Origin of the sequence: Amycolatopsis sp. CFH S0740, assembly GCF_004522315.1 — a bacterium.
GTDB classification, from domain to species: domain Bacteria; phylum Actinomycetota; class Actinomycetes; order Mycobacteriales; family Pseudonocardiaceae; genus Amycolatopsis; species Amycolatopsis nivea.
This window is the reverse complement of record NZ_SDLS01000001.1, coordinates 619116-637636: the sequence shown is the minus strand read 5'-3', so window position 1 is coordinate 637636 and position 18521 is coordinate 619116. Positions and strand designations below refer to the sequence as shown.

Below are 18521 nucleotides of genomic sequence, written 5' to 3'. Positions count from 1 at the left end.
CGTCGCGTCGCCAGGGCAAGGGTCCGGCGGGATTCAGCTCTTGCGCACCGAGGTCGTCTCGACGTCGACCGTCGCGCCGTTCGCGGCGACCGGCGCGAGCAGCGGGATCGGCTGCCCGGTGTCGTCGACCAGCACGGAGTGGTCTTCGCCGGGGAAGAAGGCGTGCCGCTCGCCCCACTGCCGGAGCGCGACGACGACGGTGAACAGGTCGCGTCCGGCCGGCGTGAGCGAGTAGACCTGCCGTTTGCCGGATTCCGCGGCCTGCCGGTCGAGGACGCCGCGTTCGACCAGGCGGCGCAGCCGGTCGGTGAGGATGTTGCGGGCGATGCCGGTGCGCTGCTGGAAGTCGGTGAACGCCCGCGCGCCGTCCATCGCGTCGCGGACGATCAGCAGGCTCCACCGGTCGCCGACGAGGTCCAGGGTGCGGGCCACCGGACACGACGGGTCGGTCCAGGCCGGGGTGCCGTCCACGCTCGCGCGCCTCCTTGATGAGTTGCTCTTTGAAACCATTCTGCCGTACGGTGCGATTAGTTGCAATTCGCTACTGATTGGGGGACTCATGGGCCTGACCACGGGCCGCCGGACGGTGTTCGCCGCGGTGTGCGCGGTCGCCGTCGCGAGCATTTACGCCGCTCAGCCGGTGCTGGCCGAGATCGGCGCGGACCTGGGCGTGCCGGACGCCGGCCTGGGCTGGATCGTCGCCGCCGGACAGCTCGGCTACCTCGCCGGTCTCGCCGCGCTCGTCCCGCTGGGCGACCTCGTCGACCGGCGCACACTCATCGCCGCGCACCTGCTGCTGACCGCCGTCGGAGCCGGAGTGGCCGCCGCAGCAAGCCAAACCTGGCTGCTGCTGGCCGGCTTGGTGCTCGCGGGACTGTTCGCGGTGGTCGTGCAGACGACGGTCGCCTACGCCGCCGCACTGTCCACTCCGGACGAACGCGGCCGCACTCTCGGCGTCGTGACGTCCGGGGTCGTCATCGGCATTCTCGGCGCCCGCGTCGCCGCCGGAGCGCTGGCCGAACTGTGGGGGTGGCGCAGCGTCTACGTCGCGCTCGCGGTGCTGCTGGTGACGCTCGCCGGTCTCGTGCTGAAGACGATGCCGCCGGATCCGCGCCGCGCCGGCACGACGTATCGGCAGGTGCTGGGCTCGCTCGGCGGGCTGTTCCGGGAACCGCTGTTCCTCTCGCGAGGCTTGATCGCGTTCTTCCTGTTCGCGTCGTTCGGCGCGCTGTGGAGCGGTCTGTCCCTGCCGCTCGCCACTGACCCGTGGAACCTGAGCACCGCGCAGATCGGCCTGTTCGGGCTGGTCGGCCTCGCGGGCGCGCTCGGGGCCGCCCGCGCCGGACGCTGGGCCGACCGGGGACGCGCGAGCCTGGTCACCGGCGGAGCGCTGGTCCTGCTGGCGGTGTCCTGGCTCGCGGTCGGGCAGCCGTCGCTGTGGTTGCTGGGGCTGGGGGTGCTGGTGCTCGATTTCGCTGTGCAGGCAGTGCATGTCAGCAATCAGCACCTGCTCACCGCGGCGCATCCGGACCGCACCAGCAGTGTCATCGGCGGGTACATGATCTTCTACTCGCTCGGCTCCGCACTGGGCGCGACCGCGACGACCACCGCGTTCGCCGCGGCGGGCTGGACCGGCTCCGCCGTGCTGGGCGCGGCGTTCGCCGGGTGCGCGTTCGCGATGTGGGCCTGGTTCAGGGCCGGTGCTCGGCGGCTGTCGACGCGAACGCCTTGACCAGCGCGGTTTCCCCGGCGCTGCGCCACATCAGCCCCCACCGGGCAGGCGGGGCGTCGCGGAAAGGCACGAAGGCGATGCCCGGCCGGGCGAAGTACTCCGCGGCGTGCGCGGCGAGCGGGCAGATCCCTTCGCCCGCGCCGATGACCAGCAGAAGTTCCTGAAACGTGCGGTAGGCGCGCCCGCGGGCGATCGGAACGCCCGCGGGCGTCGTCCACGGCTCGGGCGGCTCCCTCCAGTAGGCGGGCGGCGGGTGCGCGGCGCGCAGGACCGTGTCGCGGCCGAGGTCCTCGAGCGTGACGAACTCCCGGCGCGCGAACGGATGCCCGGACGCGACGGCGAGCACCATCGGCTCGGTGTGCACGACCGGTCCCGTCGTGATCGACGGCTCGGCGACCGGCAGCAGCACCACGGCCAAGTCGGCTTCGCCGGAACGAAGCGTGGCGAGCGGATCCTCGAACGGAGCCTCGCTGATATCGACCTCGCAGCCCGGATACCGGGCCCGGAAGGCGGCCGTGACACCGGAGATCAGATTCGCCACCGCCGGGGCCTCGAAGGCGAGTCGCAGGACGCCTTCGACACCGCGTCCCGCCGCGACCGCGCGCTCGATCCCGGCCAGCAGCTGCCGGTAGGCGGGCCGGATGTCGGCCTCCAGCGTGCGGCCGATCGGGGTCAGGGAGACCCGTCTGCTGGTGCGGTCGAACAACCGGGCTCCGATCCGGCGCTCCATCGTCTTGACCGACTGGCTGACCCGCGCCTGCGACACCCGCAGCCGTTCCGCGGTCCGGCCGAAGTGCAGTTCCTCGGCGAGCGCGAGGAAAACCTCGATGTCCCGGTGTTCCACCCGCGCCTCCGATCGATAACCCAGAGCTTATCAACCGATCCGGACTTCTCCGTTGTTCGCCCAGCTCAGCGGCGGAAAAGTAGACCTCGTCCAGCCCGCTCCACCCCGGAGGAACCGATGTCGCACCCCACCCTGATCCGCGCCGCCGAGGCCGAAGTCCTGTCGGATGCTCCCGGCAGCCTGATCGCCCTGCTGGCCGACTCCGGCGCCACCGGCAACCGGTTCACCGCCAACCGCGCCACCCTGGACGAGGGCGTCTTCGGCACTCCCGCGCACTTCCATACCCGCGCGACCGAGTTCTTCTACGTCCTCGGCGGCGCCCTGCAGGTCCTGGCCGGCGACGAACTGCACACCCTGGAAACCGGCGATTTCCTCGCGGTGCCGCCGACTGTCCCGCACGCCTTCGGCCCGGCCGCGGGCTCCGCCGCCGACGTCCTGGTGGTCTTCACCCCTGGGATGGACCGCTTCGGCTACTACCGGCTGCTCGACCGCGTCGCCCGCGGCGAGGCGGCCCCGAAGGAGATCGCCGCTTCCGCCGAGCAGTACGACAACCACTACGTCGACAGCCCCCGGTGGCGGCAAGCCCGCGCCGACGTGGCGGCCTGATCCGCGCGGCGCGGACCGTCGGCGAGACGCGTGCACCGCCGGAGAGGTGCCGCAGACGCGGAATGGCCCCCGCGGGGGGAGGTCGCGGGGGCCGTTCCTGTTCGGTGGTGGGAGCCAGCTACTGGCCGAGGCTCAAGCGGACCGGCTGGTCCGGCGTCCCTTGAGCTCGGCGAGACGTTCGTTCAGCAGGTCCTCGAGCTCGGGGATGGAGCGGCGCTCCAGCAGCATGTCCCAGTGGGTCCTGGGGGGCTTGACCTTTTTTTGCTCGGGCTGCCCGCCGTCGACGATCTCGGATTCGCTGCCGTGCAGGCGGCACTCCCACACCGTCGGGATCTCGGCGTCGTCGGAGAACGGCACCTCGAACTCGTGGTTCTTGGGGCAGGAGTAGCGCACGGTACGGCGCGGAGCGAGGTCGTGATTGCGGTCGGTCTCGTAGCTGACCGCTCCCAGCCGGCTTCCACGGAGAACACGGTCGGCCATAGTGGGATTCCTTTCAGTCAGCTCCGGGTGGAGCCAGGGTGATGCTCACCCTATGCAACGAACGAGGCGTCCGGGGGATTCCCGGCACGCCATGTCGCTGCTCACGATGAGCTGCGTCACCCGTGGTCTTCAGCTTCCTCCAGAGGGAGTCTTTTCGCCCTCTGACGTGACGCGGATACCGCCTTCTTAGTGCGGATATCCCCCAGTCGGGCTAGTTAGGTTAGCTCTAGGACAACCGTAACTGACCGTGCTGGGCGGCGGCGGGTCCCAGATCCCCCGAGCGGAAGTGGCGACGGCACAGTACCTGATAACGGACCGTGACCGTTTCGGCATCAGACCGTGCTGAAGCTGAAGGTTCAACTACGGAGTGTTCGGTATCTGCCACCACAACGGTGTCTCCGTCACGGAGAATCACGTCGTCGCGGACCCGCGCGTTGAACCGGCCGGGCAGCCCGCACCAGCAGAGCACCTCGACCTGGACCGGCTGGAGCTCGTCCGCGATCTCGAACAGCCGGCCGGCCCCGGGGAACAGCCTGCTGCGGAAATCGGTCGCGATGCCGAAGCAGTAGACGTCGATGCCCGCCTCGTCGGCGAGTTCGGCGAGCTGGTCGACCTGCGCGGGGGAGAGGAACTGCGCCTCGTCCACGATCACGTAGTCCACGTGCTGCCCGCTCGCCCACTGCTCGCGCACCAGATCCCGCAGGTCGGTGCCGGTCGCGACCTCGGTCGCGCGCCGCGCGATGCCGATCCGGCTGGTGATCTGCGGCGCGCCGGACCGGTCGTGGCGGACCAGGACGAGACCGCGCCTGCCCTGGCGCGCGTGGTTGTGGTCGATCTGCAGCGCGAGCGTCGACTTCCCGCAGTCCATCGGGCCGTAGCAGAACTTCAGCCGTCCCCGGGCCGGACCGTTGCGCCGGGCCCCGGCGGGCGGGGCCGCGGAAAGCGCGTCGGTGGGGTCGTCGAGCACAACGTCGTCTGCAGCGGTCACGACGACCGACCCTATCTGGGCCTCACAGCACCTCCGGCGGACGGTTGCCGGCGGCCGCGATCGCGCGCCGCACCGGCACCAGCGCGACGAACACGAAGCCGAGCACGAAGAACACCACGAGCGCGATGATCGCCAGCCGGAAAGACCCGGTCGCCTGCCCGACGCCGGCGAACACCAGCGGCCCGAGCCACGACGTGCCCTTCTCGCCGACGACGTAGAGGGAGTAGTACTGCGCGTCCTTCCCGGCCGGGATCATCTGGCTGAACAGCGACCTGGCCAGCGCGTTCGTCCCGCCGAGCACGAGCCCGATGCCGATCGCGACGGCGAAGAACTGCAACGGCTGCCTCGGCTGCACGAAGTACGCCCCGCCCAGCACCACGACCCACAGCACGAGACTGACCAGGATCGTCCGCTTCGCGCCGAGGCGGCGCGCGAGCAGGCCGTGCAGGACGCCGCCCGCGTAGGCGAGGAACTGGATCACCAGGACCGTGACGATCAACACCTCGTCGGAGAACCGCAGCTCGTCCTTCCCGTACTGCGCCGAGACCGTGACGACGGTGTTGATCCCGTCCGCGAAGAGCAGGTAGCTGCCGAGGAAGGCGAGCGTGAGCGGATACGCCTTCGCCTCGCCGAGCGTCTGGCGCAGTTCGCGGAAACCGGCGCGCAGCACCGAGACGCCGCGCGCGGTCGCGGTCGGGACGTGGACGCGGGGGAGCCGGCGCAGGGTCGGGATGGTGAACAGGGCCCACCAGATCCCCGAGGTCAGGAAGCAGATCCGCACCGCGAGGCCGGTGTCGATGCCGAGGGACTCGCGGCTGAGGTAGAAGGCGAGCTGCAGCGCGAGCGCGAGCCCGCCGCCGAGATAGCCGAACGCCCAGCCCTTCGCCGAAACGTCGTCTCGCTCGTCCGGCGTCGCGATGTCCACCAGGAACGAGTAGTAGACGACCAGCGAACCGCCGTACCCGATGTTGGCGACGATGAACAGCGCCGCGCCCAGCTGCCAGTCCGAACCGGCCATGAAGAACATCAGCGCCGACGCCACCGCGCCCAGCACCGCGAACCCGCCGAGGATTTTGCGCTTGTTGCGGCTGCGGTCGGCCACCGCGCCCGCGATCGGCAGCACCAGGACCTGCACGATCGTCGCCACCGACAGCAGGTAGCCCCACAGCGAACCGGCGGGGAAGTGGAGGCCGAACAGCGACACGTCGCAGTGGTTGAGCTTGTCGTCCGCCCCGGACGCGTTGAGACAAGCCCTGTCCCCGTTAAGGGTGATGTTCTGCTTCGCGTCCGCGGCCGCGACGGTGCTCATGTACAGCGCCCCGAACACCGTCGTGACCGACGAATAGAACGGCGAGTTGGCCCAGTCGTAGAAGTACCAGCCCCACCGTTCCCGCTTGCTGTCCCGGGTCTCGGCCAGCGTCATCCACGACTCCTCGAATCGGTGCGAATCTCCAGGTCGCGCCGGACATTACTGCCGCGGGGGCGACCGGTACCGCCGAAGGGGGCAAACCGTGTCCGGTTCGTCGCTTCCGGTTTGCGCCACGCCGCGCGGCGGAACGCGCGACACGCCGGGCCGGGCGTGTCGCTGCCGCGATTTCCGGGCGTGTCATGTGAGACTGCTGAGCGTGGTGTGACTCTTGTGGTCGATGGGTCACGTGCTTAGTGTGCGTGGCATGACCAACCGCGTTCGCACTGCCAGACGGGCCGCCGCCAGAGCCTTGCTGCTCGTCGTCGCCGTCCTCGGCATGGAACTCGTCGTCACCGGCGCCGCCTCCGCGGACCCCGCCTCGGGCACCTGGGCCAAGCTCCGCATGTGCGAGTCGAGCGGCCGCTACTCGATCAACACCGGCAACGGCTACTACGGCGCCTACCAGTTCGACCTCCCCACCTGGCGCAGCGTCGGCGGCCAGGGCCGCCCCGACCAGGCCAGCCCCCGTGAGCAGGACTACCGCGCGCTCTACCTGTACCGGATGCGCGGCTGGCAGCCCTGGGAATGCGGCGGCATGCTCGGCCTGTCCAACGACGGCGACGCCCGCAGCAAGCGCGTCCCCTCCTGGGAAGAAGCCGCGTACATCGGCGGCGGCGGACTGCCGGCCCCGCCCGCGCCCAAGCCGCAGCCCGCCCCGCTGCCGGGACCGCCCGGCGCGACGCCCGCGTGGCCCGGCCTCGTCTACGCCTACGGCGACTGCGCGCCCGCGCTGCGCACGTTCCAGCTGCGGATGAACGCCTTCGGCTACGGCTTCACCGGCACCGGCTGCTACTACGACAAGACCCGCACCGCGGTGCTGGACCTGCAGCGCGCCAACGGCATCAACGACTCGGGCCGGCTGGGTCCGAAGACGTGGAAGGCAGCGTGGGAAGGCAAGGCTCCGCGCTGACCCGCCCCGCTTCCGCGTAGCGCGCGGCGAGCTGCCGGAACGCTTCTTTCAGTTCGGCCGGGCCGACGACCTCGACGTCGGCGTCGACCCGGCCGAACGAGGCGGCCAGCCCGCGCCACGACCAGGCGCCGAGGCTCACCCGGCACCGGTCCGGCCCGAGCGCCTCGATGACGCCGTCGGCCAGGTAACTCGCCGCTTCCGTCGCCGGGAGCCGCAGGATCACCTCGCCGCGGCACGGCCATTCGCCGGACAGATCCGTCCCGCGGAACCGCGCGGCCACGAACGCGGCGACATCGGACAGCCCGCGCTCGGCGAACTTCGGTCCCGTGGGCGTGCGCGGCGTGATCCGGTCCGCCCGGAAGATCCGCCAATCCTCGCGATCGAGATCCCACGCGACCAGATACCAGCGCTGGCCCCACGTGACGAGATGATGCGGCTCGACGCGCCGGGGCAGCGTATCCGTTGGCGCGTAATCGAACCGCAGCACCTCCCGGGCACGCACAGCGGCGCTCAACGCGACGAGGGTGTGCGGATCCGCGCTCGGCGCCGGACGTTCGACGGCGGTGAAGCTCAAGGCGTCCGCCCGGTGCCGAAGCCGCGCGGGCATCACCTGCCGCACGGTCTGCAACGCCCGCTTGGCCGCCTCCTCGATCCCGGCGCCGGTCGCCGCCTGCAACGCGATCGCCAGCGCGACCGCCTGGTCGTCGTCGAACAGCAACGGCGGAAGCCGCGCACCGGCATCCAGCCGGTAGCCGCCGTCCGGCCCCTTCGTCGTGACGATCGGATAACCGAGCTCCCGCAACCGATCCACGTCCCGGCGCACCGTGCGCGGGCTGACCTCCAGCCGCTCGGCCAGCAGAGCACCCGGCCAGTCCCGCCGAGCCTGAAGCAACGAAAGCAGCGACAACAGCCGCGCGGAGGTCTTCGGCACGTCGTCGATCCTGCCTGAAATAGCGGTCAGCTCCTGTCCGCTACTTCCACGCACCCCGCTCGCGCAGCACCTCGCGCAGCAGGTCCGGCCGATCCGTGACGATCCCGTGCACGCCGAGGTCCAGCAGCGTCCGCATCTCGTCCGCGTCGTCGATCGTCCACGTGTGCACCTCGAACCCGCGCCGCACCGCCGACTTCACGAACGCCTCGTCGACCACCTTCAACGGCCCCTGCCGCACCGGGACCTGCGCGAGCCAGCCCGCTGAGAACCGGCTGATCTGCAGCAGCGGAGCCCAGCCGTTCGCCCACAGCAGGAACGCCGACCGCGGCCCCATCGCGGTCAGCAGCTCCGGCCCGGCCAGCCGGCGCAGCCGAGCCAGCCGGGAGTCCGAAAAGGACGCCGCGGCGACCCGCCCGACCGCGCCGGTCCGCTGCAGCGTCCGCACGAACGGGACCACCGCGCTGTCGGCCTTCACGTCGATGTTGAAAAACGCCTCCGGCAGCTCTTCGAGGAGATCCTCCAGCCGCGACAACGGCGCCCGGCCGTCGATCTTGACGTCCTTGAGCTGCGCCCACGTCTGGGTCGCGATCGCCCCGCGCCCGTCGGTCGTGCGGTCGAGCGTCGCGTCGTGATGGACGACCACCACCCCGTCCGACGTGGCGTGCACGTCGGTCTCGAGATAGCGGTACCCCTCGGCTGCCGCGCGCTGGAACGCCGGCAGCGAGTTCTCCAGCCCCTCCAGATCGCCGATGTGCCAGCCGCGGTGGGCGAAGGCGCGGGGGAGCGAGTCGGCGAGGTACGGAAACGGTGGGCGCATGCTTCCAGTCTGCGCCATCGGTGTGGCCCCGTCGTGAGAACGTGATGGACAGCTAGAGTCCGGCGGGTGAGGGAACTGGCCGAACACGCCCTGACCGGCGACGAACGCGTCGTGCCGCGCCGCACGAACGCCCCGAAACACTGCGGCTGGTGCGGACGCCGCCTGCCCGAAGCAGGCAACGTCGGACGCCGCAGGCGCTACTGCGGGCAGTCCTGCCGACAGCGCGCCTACGAACGCCGGACCGCCCTGCAGCGCAGCGGCCTGCCCGAGGACGCGGTCGTGCTGTCGGACACCGAGATCGCCGCCCTGCAGGACCGCCTCTTCCAGCTGCGCTGCGCCGCGGAGGACATCGTGACGGCTGCTCAGGACGGCGCGTCGGCGGGCGAGCTGCGGCAGCTCGCGGAGGACATCGCCGCGGCGGCGAAGGATCTCGAACAGCTCCGCTGATCTTGTTCTTGCGCTGAAAAGTGCCTCCTGACCTGCTGTCTATTTTCTCTTATGCCAATTGACACAAGTTACGCTGGTGCTCTAGCGTTCCCGCCATGGACGAACCCCGAGGGCGAGGCAGGCCCCGCAAAAACCCCGCGGCTCCGGCCCGCTGGACGCCCCCGGAAGGCTGGTCGCGGCTCGTCGCCTGGATCTCGCCGGAGGAGAAGAAGGCACTGAAACACGTCGCGGTCGAAGCGGACGTGTCAGTGGCAGACCTCGTCCGGTCGCTGGCGAGCGGACTGGCCGAGGGCGTCATCAGCCACGAGGAACTACTGGGGCACATCAGGAGAGGCAACCAAGTCATGGAGAAAATCCCCACGCTCTTCGAACGCGACGAGCGTTTCCAGGTGGTCGACCGGCCCCGCGCCGAATGCGCGTGGGTCTTCGACGGAGCCGGAGTGGGGACCGAGAAACTCGACGGCACCAACGTCCGCCTGACCGTCCGCTCCGGCCTGCTCGTCCGCGTCGAAAAGCGCCGAAACCCGAACAAAACCCAGAAACAGCAAGGCATCGTCGACGGCTGGTACGTCGACACCGACGAAACGTCCGCCGACGACAAGTGGATCCTCGCCGCCGCGGGAAACACCGACGTCTCGCAATGGCCGGACGGCGAGCACCCGTGCGAAGCGCTCGGACCACGCATCCAGGGGAACCCGCTGGCGCTGCCGGACCACCTGTGCGTGCCGTTCGACTTCCAAGCGCCCACGGTGCTCGACGTCCCGCGCAGCTACCAGGGACTGCGCGAGTTCCTGACCACTTTGGACAGCAAATTCTCGCCAGGCCACCTCGCGGAGGGGATCGTGTTCCACCACCCGGACGGGCGGAGGGCGAAGATCAAGCGCAAGGACTTTCCTCGGGGTGCGACCGCGGCCTGAGCGTCTCGGGCAAGCTCCGGCGGACGGTCCGCGGCCGGACGCGCTCGATCAGCCCGGAACACAGCCATCTCCGAAGCGTGTCGAGGCCATCCTGCGGACATAAACCCGCTTCCGAGCGTGCCTGCCCTCTGCTCCGTCCGGTGCGCTGGTTTCCGGCGCACCGGACGGACTTGCCGTTCCTCGACTCCCGGCCCGACGGTCGAGCCGCGTGAGCGGAGCCGTGGTTCAGGCGTGCCAGGCACAGGGGAGTGGCAGCCAATTCCCCCGCACCCCGGGCGCAAGCCAGCGCGCGGATCCACCTCGGCGCATCACCGCATCCTTCGCGCCGCTACCTCCGAGGGGACCCCGCACCTGCCCGAGACCCGAGCTACGACTGCGGAAGTTCCGCAGCTTTCGCCAGGTTCTCCAGCGACGCCGACAGCTTCTCCGCCGTAATGGTGCGGGCACGGGCGTTCCGCATCGCGTCGTCCGGGTCGAGGTTCGACCAGTCGTAGGTGTGCGTCACCTCCGTACGCGTCTCGTCGAGCGGGTTCAGCTCCCAGCGCCACAGATGCCCCGGAGGCTGCTTGCCCGGTTCCGACGGACGCCACGCCACCCGGCGCGCCTCCTCGAACTCCACGATGTGGTTCTCCCGGACCCAGCCGTTCGTGAGCGTCGTGGCGAACACGTCGCCGACCGCGTGGACGCGTTGCCCCGGCTTCGACTCGGCCAGGTTGTCGTTGCCGTCCCAGCTCGGCTGCTGCGACGGGTCGGCGATCAGCTCGAAAATCCGCTCGGCGGGGGCCTCGATCTCACGGCTGGCGCGCACGACGCGCGAGGGTTCGTCAGTCACGCGCTCATGCAATCACATCGGCCTCCCGCGCAGTGCCTTCTTGCGGAGCATCGTCCCGAGCCAATCCGTTGAGCGCCCGATAGGTCCGGTTGCTCGCGGCGGCCGCTCGCTGTTCGCGTCCGGTCGCTTCGATGTAGTTCTGGCTCGTCGCCAGGCTCGCGTGCCCCAGCAGCGACATGATCTCCGACGCGGTGGCACCGTCTTCGGCCAGCCGCGTGGCGAAGGTGTGCCGCAGAGCGTGCAGATTCGCGCCCGTCGGCACCCTGTCGTGCAGGCCCGCCCATCGGTAGCACGACTTCACCAGGTACTCCAGCGCACCGCGGCCGATCGGTTCGCCCGCCCGGTCCCGCAGCAGCGGCTCGCTCGCCGGGAATCGCCGCCGGGGGAACCGCCGGCGACACGAAGCCTGATAGTCCTCGATCAGTTTCGCCATCGCCGGTTGCACGGGGATCGACCGGTCCCGGCTGCCCTTGCCGTGGACGTGCAACCGCAGCTCGCCATCTCGCCCGACCACCGACCGCGGCGTGAGCGCGCGCATCTCCGCTGCTCGCAGGCCCGCGACCAGCCCCAACGCCAGGACCAGCACGTCCCTCTCCGGCCAGGGATCCCGCGCACGCCGGGCACCGTCGGCCGCCGCGGTGAGCAGTTGTTCGGGAGTTTCCTCGCCCCGCAACGGTTTCGGCGTGAGCGGGGGAGTCTTGGGCCGCGCGACCGCTCCCATGGGGTTGCCGGGCAGCAGTCCGTCCGAGACGCAGAAGGTGAGGAACTGGTTCCACGTCGACCAGGCCCGCAGCACCGAGCTTTTCGCGTGGTTGTCGGCAAACGCGCCGAAGGCAGCCCGCAGCACCGGCGCTGTCAGCTCTTCGACGTCCACCTCGTCGCGCCCCAGCTCCGCCAGCAGGAGAGCGGTGATCCCGGCGAGGTCCCGCCGATAGGCGGCAGTGGTGTGCGGCGAGTCCTTGCGCGGCCGCCGTGCCGCGAAGAACGCTTGCTGTGCCTCGGAAACGAGCATAGTGATCTTGTACCGCACAGCACCGACAATTTCGACGCTACCCGTTGTCTGATATATGATGCATAATAGGGATTATGCATGAAACATGGCTGTGGGAGGGGTTCTGCCGGGCTTGAGAAGGGGCTGAATCCCCTTGGGGGACAGCGCTTTCCGATCGGCCCGTTCGAGTCTCGGAGCGCCCTGTGCGTTCCAGGATCTCGCTGTTGAGGCCGACTTCAGCGGCTTGGCTGAGCCTGACGTCGGACCTGACCGGCGACGTGTTCGTCTGGTCGAGTGGATCTTCCGACTGCCTGAGCCAGCGTCGGCGGGTTCGGAAAAGTTGTTGTGCTCCAACCTCAATGTCCTGCCAGTCGTGCTTAATTCGTCACGGTGACGAATTAAGCACGACTGGGACGGCAGTTCCCGTCGGGGATCTCGGGTTGCCCTCCGGCGGAGTCGCCTCGGGTCTGGCCAGAGAGCTCCGTCAACGACGTGCACTGAGGAGGCAGCTGAGCCAACGAGCACCCGAACGCCGCGTCGATGCGTGCAGAGACAAGTCATACGACCACATCAGCGCCCTCAGGAAACCTCTCCTCAACCTGCCGGTCTGCAGGTCAGCAAAACGCCGATAATGTACATTATGTCAAGTAAGCGGTGAGACGGCGTCCGACGCCACTCGCCCGCCCGTACGCGCTCACCACACCAGCGGGCCGTTGATGTCCGTGTAGGTGCCGGTCGGTCCGCTGGTGCCGATCTGCGCCATCCGGACGATGATCTCCGCACCCTGCTCGACCGGCTGTCCTCCGCGGCGTCCGTTGATGTCCGTCTGCGTGTAGCCAGGCTCGACGGCGTTGATGCGGATCCCGGGAAACGCCTTGGCGTACTGGACGGTCACCATGTTCACCGCGGCCTTCGATGCCGGGTATGCGACGCCGGGGTACGCGTACTGGTGCGTTGCCTCGTCCGTCATCCTGCCCAGCGATCCGAGCGCGCTGCTGACGTTCACCACCACTGGCGCGGACGATCGTTGCAGGAGCGGCAGAAACGCGTGCAACACCCGCACGACGCCGAAGACGTTGGTCTCGAACGTTTCCCGCATCAGGTCGGCCGTCGTTTCCGCTGCTCCGACCGATTCCCCATCGCTCTTCAGTTCGACGGCGATGCCTGCGTTGTTGACGAGAACGTCCAGTCCCCCGTCGGCCTCGATGGTTTTCGCTGCGGCGAGGACCGATGCTTCGTCGGTGACGTCGAGCTGGACGGTTCGTGCGCCGAGTTCTTCCGCGGCTCGTTCGCCGCGGGCGGCGTCGCGGGCGCCGACGTAGACGGTGTGTCCGGCAGCGACCAAGCGGCGGGCGGTTTCGTAGCCGAGTCCTTTGGTGGCACCGGTGATGAGTGTTGTGGTCATGGCGGCGAACGTATGTGCTGGAGCGCGGACCAGGTCAAGCGTCCGGTGGCAGGATGGGAGGATGCCGCTGCCTGAGCCGACGACGCACGACTGGTCCCGTGATCACGATCCTGACCACTTGCGGTTGATCCGGGAGAACCCCATGCGGTACGCGCCGACCGGAATGTGTCATCTGATTCTGGAGGTGCTCGCTTACGCCGCGGACGAGGCCGAGGATCGCGGCGCGGGCCGGGCGGTCGTCGAATTTCACCCGGACGGTTCGGTCTCCGTCTCGGACGACGGGCGCGGGACGCAGATGGCGGTGGGCGACGACGGACGGCCGGTGCGGAAGCCGGTGATGGCGACGAAAGACTTCCGGTACTTCGATTCTCCGCCCGCCACTCCCCTCCCGGACGGGCATCCGCGGTACGGGATGTCGGTGGTCGCGGCGTTGAGCGAGTGGTTGGTGCACACGAATCGGCGGGCTGAGGGCGCGTGGACGCAGCGGTATCGCCACGGCGTTCCGGCGGACGAGCTGGTTGCGGTGCCGTCGGACGGGACGACCGGGACGACCGTGCGTTTCCTTCCGGCGGATGGGCTGGGCGGCGAGGTGTCGGCGGAGTCGGTGCGGCCGCTGGCGGAGCGGTTGAGCCGGGTGCTGGTGGTTGAGGTCTAGTCCACTCCCCTTGGCGGGCCGTGGCTGATGCGGCGCAGGGTGGGTTCGAGACGGTCGAGGTCGCTGGTGGTGATCAGCTGCCGTTCGTCCCACCAGGTCGCGCCGGCTTCGGCCAGCGGGGCGATCAGGTCGCGGGCTCGGGCCGGGTCGCCCGGGGAGGCACCGCCGACCACGAACTCGAACTTCTCCCCCGCGCCATGTTTTCGGGCGTAGGCCACGACATCGCGGACGTCTTCCCCTGCCGGGGCGACGCCGTGGGTGGCGTTTTTGAACAGCGGGGCGACGCCGTCCCAGCGCGCGGCGCGGCGGACGGGCTTGCGGTTGGGCCAGACGGCGGCCAGCCAGACCGGCGGGCGCGGTTGCTGGATAGTGGCGGGCCGGAGGGTGACATCGCGGACTTGGTAGTGCTTGCCGTCGTGGTCGACGGGGTTTCCGGACCAGTAGCGGTCGAGGAGGCCGAGGCTTTCGTCGAGATGTTCGGCGAGGACGACCGGGTCGGTGGGTTCGCCGAAGCTGCCGAACTCGTCCTGGATCGGTCCGCCGAGGCCTGCGCCGAAGATGACGCGTCCGCCGCTGAGGGCGTCGAGGGTGGCGACCTGGCGGGCGAGGTGCTCGGGACGGCGGCGGGGCACTGCGGTGACGAGCGTGCCGATCTTGAGCGTGGAGGTCGCGAGCGCGGCCGCGGTCAGCAGCATCCAGGGATCGCCGAACGGCTGGCCGCGGCGGATTTCCTTGTCGTGGACCACGTGGTCCCAGAGGAACAGCGCGTCCCAGCCTTCTTGTTCGGCCGCTGCCGCCACTCTCGCCACGGTCCGGGCATCGGCGAAGTCGCCGAAGTTCGGGATGTTGATCGAGAACCGCATACCGGGCATGGTCCCGGCGGAAGTGGCGGTGCGGCAAGCGAATTAAGCCCGGTTCGGCGGGTGTTGGGGTGGCAGGATCGTCGCTGTGCTGGGTTACGAGCGGGTCGGATCGCCGGACAGTCTCTTGGTGATCCTCAGGGGTCCGAGCGGCGCGGGGAAGTCATCCGTCGCGTACGCGGTGCGCAGAAGGCACGGGCGCGGGATGGCTGTGCTCGGGCAGGACGTCATGCGGCGAGAACTGCTGTGGGAGAAAAAAGACCTCCCCGGCGGTCTGGCTCCGAGCTTCATCGCGCACTCGGCGGGGTTTCTGCTCAACGCGGGATCCCCGGTTATCGTCGAGGGCATCCTCAGCGCCGCCTCCTACGGCCCCGCGCTGCGGGAGCTGATCGCCGCACACCGCGGCCGGACGCTGGTCTATTTCCTGCAAGTGGAGCTGGCCGAGACGTTCGCTCGCCACGCCACCCGGCCTGAGGCCGCGCAGTTCACGACTGCCGACATGGCCTCGTGGTTCGAGCCTGACGATCGGCTCGGTCTCCCTGGCGAGGTCGTGATCCCGCAGACCTCTCCCCTCTCCGGCACCGTCGACCGGGTCTGTCGCGACGCCCGGATCTCAGACCGTTGACGCAAGTTGTGAATCAGTGGTTCACTTCTTCCCGTGGCCTACCGCAGAACGCCCAAAGTCCAGGAGCGCCTCGACGCGCTCCGGGAGACCATCCTGGACGCGACAGTGCAGCAGCTCGCCGAGCACGGGTACTCCGGTTGTTCGGTAGCCGCCGTCGCTGAGCGGGCCGGGGTCGCGGTCGGGACGGTGTACCGGCACTTCCCCACCAAGGCCGATCTGGTCGTGCGGGTCTTCCGGCAGGTCGTCTCGCGCGAGGTCGAGGCCGTGCGGTCCGCGGCGACGGGCCCGGTCGATCCGGTGGCTCGGGTCGTGGCGGTGTTCGAGACGTTCGCGTTGCGGGCGTTGAAGGCGCCGCGGCTGGCGTATGCCTTGCTGGCCGAGCCGGTGGACGCGGTGATCGACGCGGAGCGGCTCGAGTTCCGGCGGGTTTTCCGGGACGTCGTCGCCGAGCATGTCGCCGAAGGGGTCCGCGCCGGGGTGTTGCCCGCGCAGGACGCGGCGGTCAGTGCGGCGGCGTTGGTCGGCGCCGCGGCGGAGGTGTTGATCGGCCCGCTGACCAGCGGCGGGTCGGCGGAGGTCAGCGAGTTGAGCACGTTTGTCGTGCGGTCACTGGGAGGTTCGGATGCCCGCAACGCATGAGGTCGTCAATCAGGTTCCGCCGCTGGAGCACGACACCGCCGCGGATCCGGCGCTGGCGGAGGCGGTCGGGCGCACCGAGGCGGCGTGGGTCGTCGACGAGCTGCACGAGCTCGGGCGGCTCGCCGGCAGTGAGCAGGTGCAGGAGTGGAGCCGGCTGGTCAACGAGAACGAGCCGGTGCTGCGCACGCACGACCGGTTCGGGCACCGGATCGACGAGGTCGAGTTCCATCCGCATTGGCACGACCTGATGAGCGTCGCGGTGTCGCACGGGCTGCAGGCCGCGCCGTGGCGGGACGAGCGGCCGGGGGCGCACGCGGCGCGGGCGGCGAAGTTCTATGTCTGGAGCCAGTCCGAGGCCGGGCACACCTGCCCGATTTCGATGACGTACGCGGCGGTTCCGGCGTTGCGCGCCAATCCTGAGCTGACCGAGAAGTACGAGCCGTTGCTGGCGTCGACCGAGTACGACTTCGGGTTGCGCGAGCCGGGCACGAAGCGCGGGCTGATCGCGGGCATGTCGATGACCGAGAAGCAGGGCGGTTCGGACGTCCGTGCCAACACCACCGCGGCGCGGCCCGCGGGCGACGGCAGCTATCGGCTGGTCGGGCACAAGTGGTTCACCAGCGCGCCGATGTCGGACATGTTCCTCACGCTCGCGCAGGCGCCCGGCGGGCTGTCCTGCTTCCTGCTCCCCCGGGTGCTCCCGGACGGCAGCCGGAACCCGATCCGGTTGCAGCGCTTGAAGGACAAGCTCGGCAACCGGTCGAACGCGTCGTCGGAGATCGAGTACGACGACGCGGTGGGCTGGCTCGTCGGCGAGGAGGGGCGCGGGGTCCGCACGATCATCGAGATGGTCAACAACACGCGGCTCGACTGCGCGCTCGGCAGTTCGTCGGGGATGCGGCTGGGCGCGGTCCGCGCGGTGCACCACGCGACGCACCGGTACGCGTTCGGCAAGGCGCTCGTGGACCAGCCGTTGATGGCGAACGTGCTGGCGGACCTGGTGATCGAGGCGGAAGCGGCGGTGGCGGCGTCGATGCGGCTCGCGGCCGCGGGCGACCGGCGCGACGACGAGCAGGAGCAGGCGTTCCGGCGGCTCGGGCTCGCGGTGACCAAGTACTGGGTGTGCAAGCGGGCTCCGATGCACGCGGCCGAGGCGCTGGAATGCTTTGGCGGCAACGGGTATGTCGAGGAGTCGGGCATGCCGCGGCTGTACCGGGAGGCCCCGCTGATGTCGATCTGGGAGGGGTCGGGCAACGTCGCGGCACTGGACGCGTTGCGCGCGATGGGACGGCAGCCGGAGTCGGTGGCCGCGTTCTTCGCCGAGGTCGAGCAGGCCGCGGGCGGGGACGCGCGGCTCGACGACGCGGTCGACCGGCTCAAGAAGGATCTGTCCGATGTGGACGATCTGGAGTTCAGGGCGCGGCGGGTGGTCGAGTCGATGGCGTTGGTGCTGCAGGGTTCGCTGCTCGTGCGGCACGCGCCGCGCGCGGTGGCGGACGCGTTCTGCGGCACGCGGTTCGGCGGCGACTGGGGGCTGGCTTTCGGTACTTTGCCCGCTGGAACCGACACTTCCGCGATCATCGCCCGCGCTCGCGTCTAGTCCGCGTGTTTCGCCGGACGGGGCGCGGCGGCGGGGGCTACTGTCGCTGCCCGTGACCGAACCTGTTTACGTAACCGAGACGCGGACCGCGTACGACACCGTCGCCGAGTCGTACGCCGAACTGCTGAAGGATTTCCTCCAGTCGAGCACGTGGGACCGGACGATGCTGGGCGCGTTCGCGGAGCTGACCGGCGAGGGGCCGGTGGGCGATCTGGGCTGCGGGCCCGGCCGTCTCACCGGGTACCTCGCGTCGCTGGGCTTGGACGTCTTCGGCGTCGACCTGTCCCCCACGATGGTCGAGGTCGCCCGCCGGACGCATCCGAGCCTGCGCTTCGAGGTCGGCTCGCTCGCCGCTTTGGATCTCGCCGACGGCTCGCTCGCCGGGGCGCTCGCGTGGTATTCGCTGATCCACACGCCGCCCGAGGAGCTTCCGGTGCTGGCCAAAGAACTCGCGCGGGTGCTCCGGCCCGGCGGCTGGCTGCTGACCGCGTTCCAGGTGGGCGACAACCAGCGTCGCCGCATCGAAAACGCTTACGGCCACGACATCGCCGCGGACGCGTACCGGCTGGATCCGGATTTCGTCGCGCAGCTGCTCACTGACGCCGGTTTCGTGGTGGACGCGCGGCTGGTGCGCAAGCCGGGCCCGAGCTACGAGGCGACCGATCAGGCGTACTTGATGGCCCGCAAGGAGGGCTGAGGAAGGTCCACTGGGGACAGAAGGGGACAGGGACTTTCTCCCTGTCCCCTTCAACATATAGCGCACCCCGGGGCTTG

Annotated in this window: 21 protein-coding genes; 10 read left to right on the top strand and 11 right to left on the bottom strand. The window is 69.8% G+C overall.

The annotated features are described in order from the left end of the window. Positions 1-33: 33 nt before the first annotated feature. Positions 34-510: a helix-turn-helix domain-containing protein gene (locus EIZ45_RS03155; RefSeq protein ID WP_134662734.1), complete on the bottom strand. Its 477-nt coding sequence runs from the start codon at positions 508-510 to the stop codon at positions 34-36. 49 nt (positions 511-559) lie between these two features. Here EIZ45_RS03155 and EIZ45_RS03150 point away from each other — a divergent pair, with 49 nt between their 5' ends. Continuing rightward, positions 560-1732 carry an MFS transporter gene (locus EIZ45_RS03150; RefSeq protein ID WP_134662733.1) on the top strand — a complete coding sequence of 391 codons (1173 nt, stop codon included), beginning with the start codon at positions 560-562 and terminating at the stop codon, positions 1730-1732. On the opposite strand, the gene EIZ45_RS03145 is transcribed toward EIZ45_RS03150, so the two are convergent. Next, positions 1692-2576, bottom strand: coding sequence for a LysR family transcriptional regulator (locus EIZ45_RS03145; protein ID WP_167756326.1), 885 nt, complete (start codon positions 2574-2576; stop codon positions 1692-1694). The genes EIZ45_RS03150 and EIZ45_RS03145 overlap by 41 nt on opposite strands. Before the next feature lie 117 nt (positions 2577-2693). Between EIZ45_RS03145 and EIZ45_RS03140 the strand changes: the two genes are divergently transcribed. Continuing rightward, positions 2694-3182 (top strand): cupin domain-containing protein, encoded by a 489-nt coding sequence (locus EIZ45_RS03140; RefSeq protein WP_134662731.1) that lies wholly within the window; start codon positions 2694-2696, stop codon positions 3180-3182. A 132-nt stretch (positions 3183-3314) separates the two neighbouring features. On the opposite strand, the gene EIZ45_RS03135 is transcribed toward EIZ45_RS03140, so the two are convergent. The 3 genes from EIZ45_RS03135 to EIZ45_RS03125 form a co-directional block, all read right to left on the bottom strand. Next, entirely contained in the window at positions 3315-3662 is a 348-nt protein-coding gene (locus EIZ45_RS03135; RefSeq protein WP_009078445.1) for an RNA polymerase-binding protein RbpA, read from the bottom strand. 226 nt (positions 3663-3888) lie between these two features. Then, positions 3889-4650, bottom strand: coding sequence for a thymidine kinase (locus tag EIZ45_RS03130; RefSeq protein WP_037806185.1), 762 nt, complete (start codon positions 4648-4650; stop codon positions 3889-3891). 22 nt (positions 4651-4672) lie between these two features. Beyond that, complete coding sequence (locus tag EIZ45_RS03125; protein WP_134662730.1) at positions 4673-6073, bottom strand: MFS transporter; 1401 nt, start codon at positions 6071-6073, stop codon at positions 4673-4675. Positions 6074-6323: 250 nt separating this feature from the next. Between EIZ45_RS03125 and EIZ45_RS03120 the strand changes: the two genes are divergently transcribed. Further along, a complete protein-coding gene (locus EIZ45_RS03120; protein WP_134662729.1) occupies positions 6324-7028 on the top strand; it encodes a transglycosylase family protein in 705 nt (234 codons plus the stop codon). Here EIZ45_RS03120 and EIZ45_RS03115 read toward each other — a convergent pair. Next, positions 6961-7959 (bottom strand): YafY family protein, encoded by a 999-nt coding sequence (locus EIZ45_RS03115; protein ID WP_134662728.1) that lies wholly within the window; start codon positions 7957-7959, stop codon positions 6961-6963. The two genes, EIZ45_RS03120 and EIZ45_RS03115, sit on opposite strands and share 68 nt — an antisense overlap. Positions 7960-7999: 40 nt before the next feature. Then, positions 8000-8776 carry a glycerophosphodiester phosphodiesterase family protein gene (locus EIZ45_RS03110; protein ID WP_134662727.1) on the bottom strand — a complete coding sequence of 259 codons (777 nt, stop codon included), beginning with the start codon at positions 8774-8776 and terminating at the stop codon, positions 8000-8002. Between the two features lie 66 nt (positions 8777-8842). Here EIZ45_RS03110 and EIZ45_RS03105 point away from each other — a divergent pair, with 66 nt between their 5' ends. Together EIZ45_RS03105 and EIZ45_RS03100 are read left to right on the top strand one after the other, a co-directional pair. Then, positions 8843-9223, top strand: a complete 381-nt coding sequence (locus tag EIZ45_RS03105; protein WP_051173084.1) for a hypothetical protein — start codon at positions 8843-8845, stop codon at positions 9221-9223. Positions 9224-9318: 95 nt separating this feature from the next. Continuing rightward, complete coding sequence (locus tag EIZ45_RS03100; protein WP_134662726.1) at positions 9319-10140, top strand: RNA ligase family protein; 822 nt, start codon at positions 9319-9321, stop codon at positions 10138-10140. A 367-nt stretch (positions 10141-10507) separates the two neighbouring features. Here EIZ45_RS03100 and EIZ45_RS03095 read toward each other — a convergent pair whose 3' ends face one another. The 3 genes from EIZ45_RS03095 to EIZ45_RS03085 all read right to left on the bottom strand — a co-directional run bounded on the left by EIZ45_RS03095 (position 10508) and on the right by EIZ45_RS03085 (position 13368). Further along, positions 10508-10972, bottom strand: coding sequence for an SRPBCC family protein (locus EIZ45_RS03095; protein WP_134662725.1), 465 nt, complete (start codon positions 10970-10972; stop codon positions 10508-10510). Positions 10973-10976: 4 nt separating this feature from the next. Continuing rightward, a complete protein-coding gene (locus tag EIZ45_RS03090; RefSeq protein WP_134662724.1) occupies positions 10977-12002 on the bottom strand; it encodes a tyrosine-type recombinase/integrase in 1026 nt (341 codons plus the stop codon). Positions 12003-12657: 655 nt separating this feature from the next. Beyond that, positions 12658-13368 carry an SDR family NAD(P)-dependent oxidoreductase gene (locus EIZ45_RS03085; RefSeq protein WP_134662723.1) on the bottom strand — a complete coding sequence of 237 codons (711 nt, stop codon included), beginning with the start codon at positions 13366-13368 and terminating at the stop codon, positions 12658-12660. A gap of 61 nt (positions 13369-13429) precedes the next feature. Here EIZ45_RS03085 and EIZ45_RS03080 point away from each other — a divergent pair, with 61 nt between their 5' ends. Beyond that, a complete protein-coding gene (locus tag EIZ45_RS03080) occupies positions 13430-14023 on the top strand; it encodes a hypothetical protein (RefSeq protein ID WP_205669889.1) in 594 nt (197 codons plus the stop codon). Here the strand turns inward: EIZ45_RS03080 and EIZ45_RS03075 are convergent. Further along, positions 14020-14886 (bottom strand): LLM class flavin-dependent oxidoreductase, encoded by an 867-nt coding sequence (locus EIZ45_RS03075; RefSeq protein WP_134662722.1) that lies wholly within the window; start codon positions 14884-14886, stop codon positions 14020-14022. The two genes, EIZ45_RS03080 and EIZ45_RS03075, sit on opposite strands and share 4 nt — an antisense overlap. A 127-nt stretch (positions 14887-15013) precedes the next feature. Between EIZ45_RS03075 and EIZ45_RS03070 the strand changes: the two genes are divergently transcribed. Genes EIZ45_RS03070 through EIZ45_RS03055 form a run of 4 tightly spaced genes read left to right on the top strand, consistent with a single transcriptional unit; the run spans position 15014 to position 18444 of the window. Continuing rightward, positions 15014-15508: an AAA family ATPase gene (locus tag EIZ45_RS03070; RefSeq protein WP_240690614.1), complete on the top strand. Its 495-nt coding sequence runs from the start codon at positions 15014-15016 to the stop codon at positions 15506-15508. Positions 15509-15541: 33 nt separating this feature from the next. Then, positions 15542-16147, top strand: coding sequence for a TetR/AcrR family transcriptional regulator (locus EIZ45_RS03065; RefSeq protein ID WP_134662721.1), 606 nt, complete (start codon positions 15542-15544; stop codon positions 16145-16147). After that, positions 16131-17747, top strand: coding sequence for an acyl-CoA dehydrogenase family protein (locus EIZ45_RS03060; RefSeq protein WP_134662720.1), 1617 nt, complete (start codon positions 16131-16133; stop codon positions 17745-17747). The genes EIZ45_RS03065 and EIZ45_RS03060 overlap by 17 nt, the downstream gene beginning before the upstream one ends. A gap of 52 nt (positions 17748-17799) precedes the next feature. After that, complete coding sequence (locus EIZ45_RS03055; RefSeq protein ID WP_134662719.1) at positions 17800-18444, top strand: class I SAM-dependent methyltransferase; 645 nt, start codon at positions 17800-17802, stop codon at positions 18442-18444. Positions 18445-18521 lie beyond the last annotated feature (77 nt).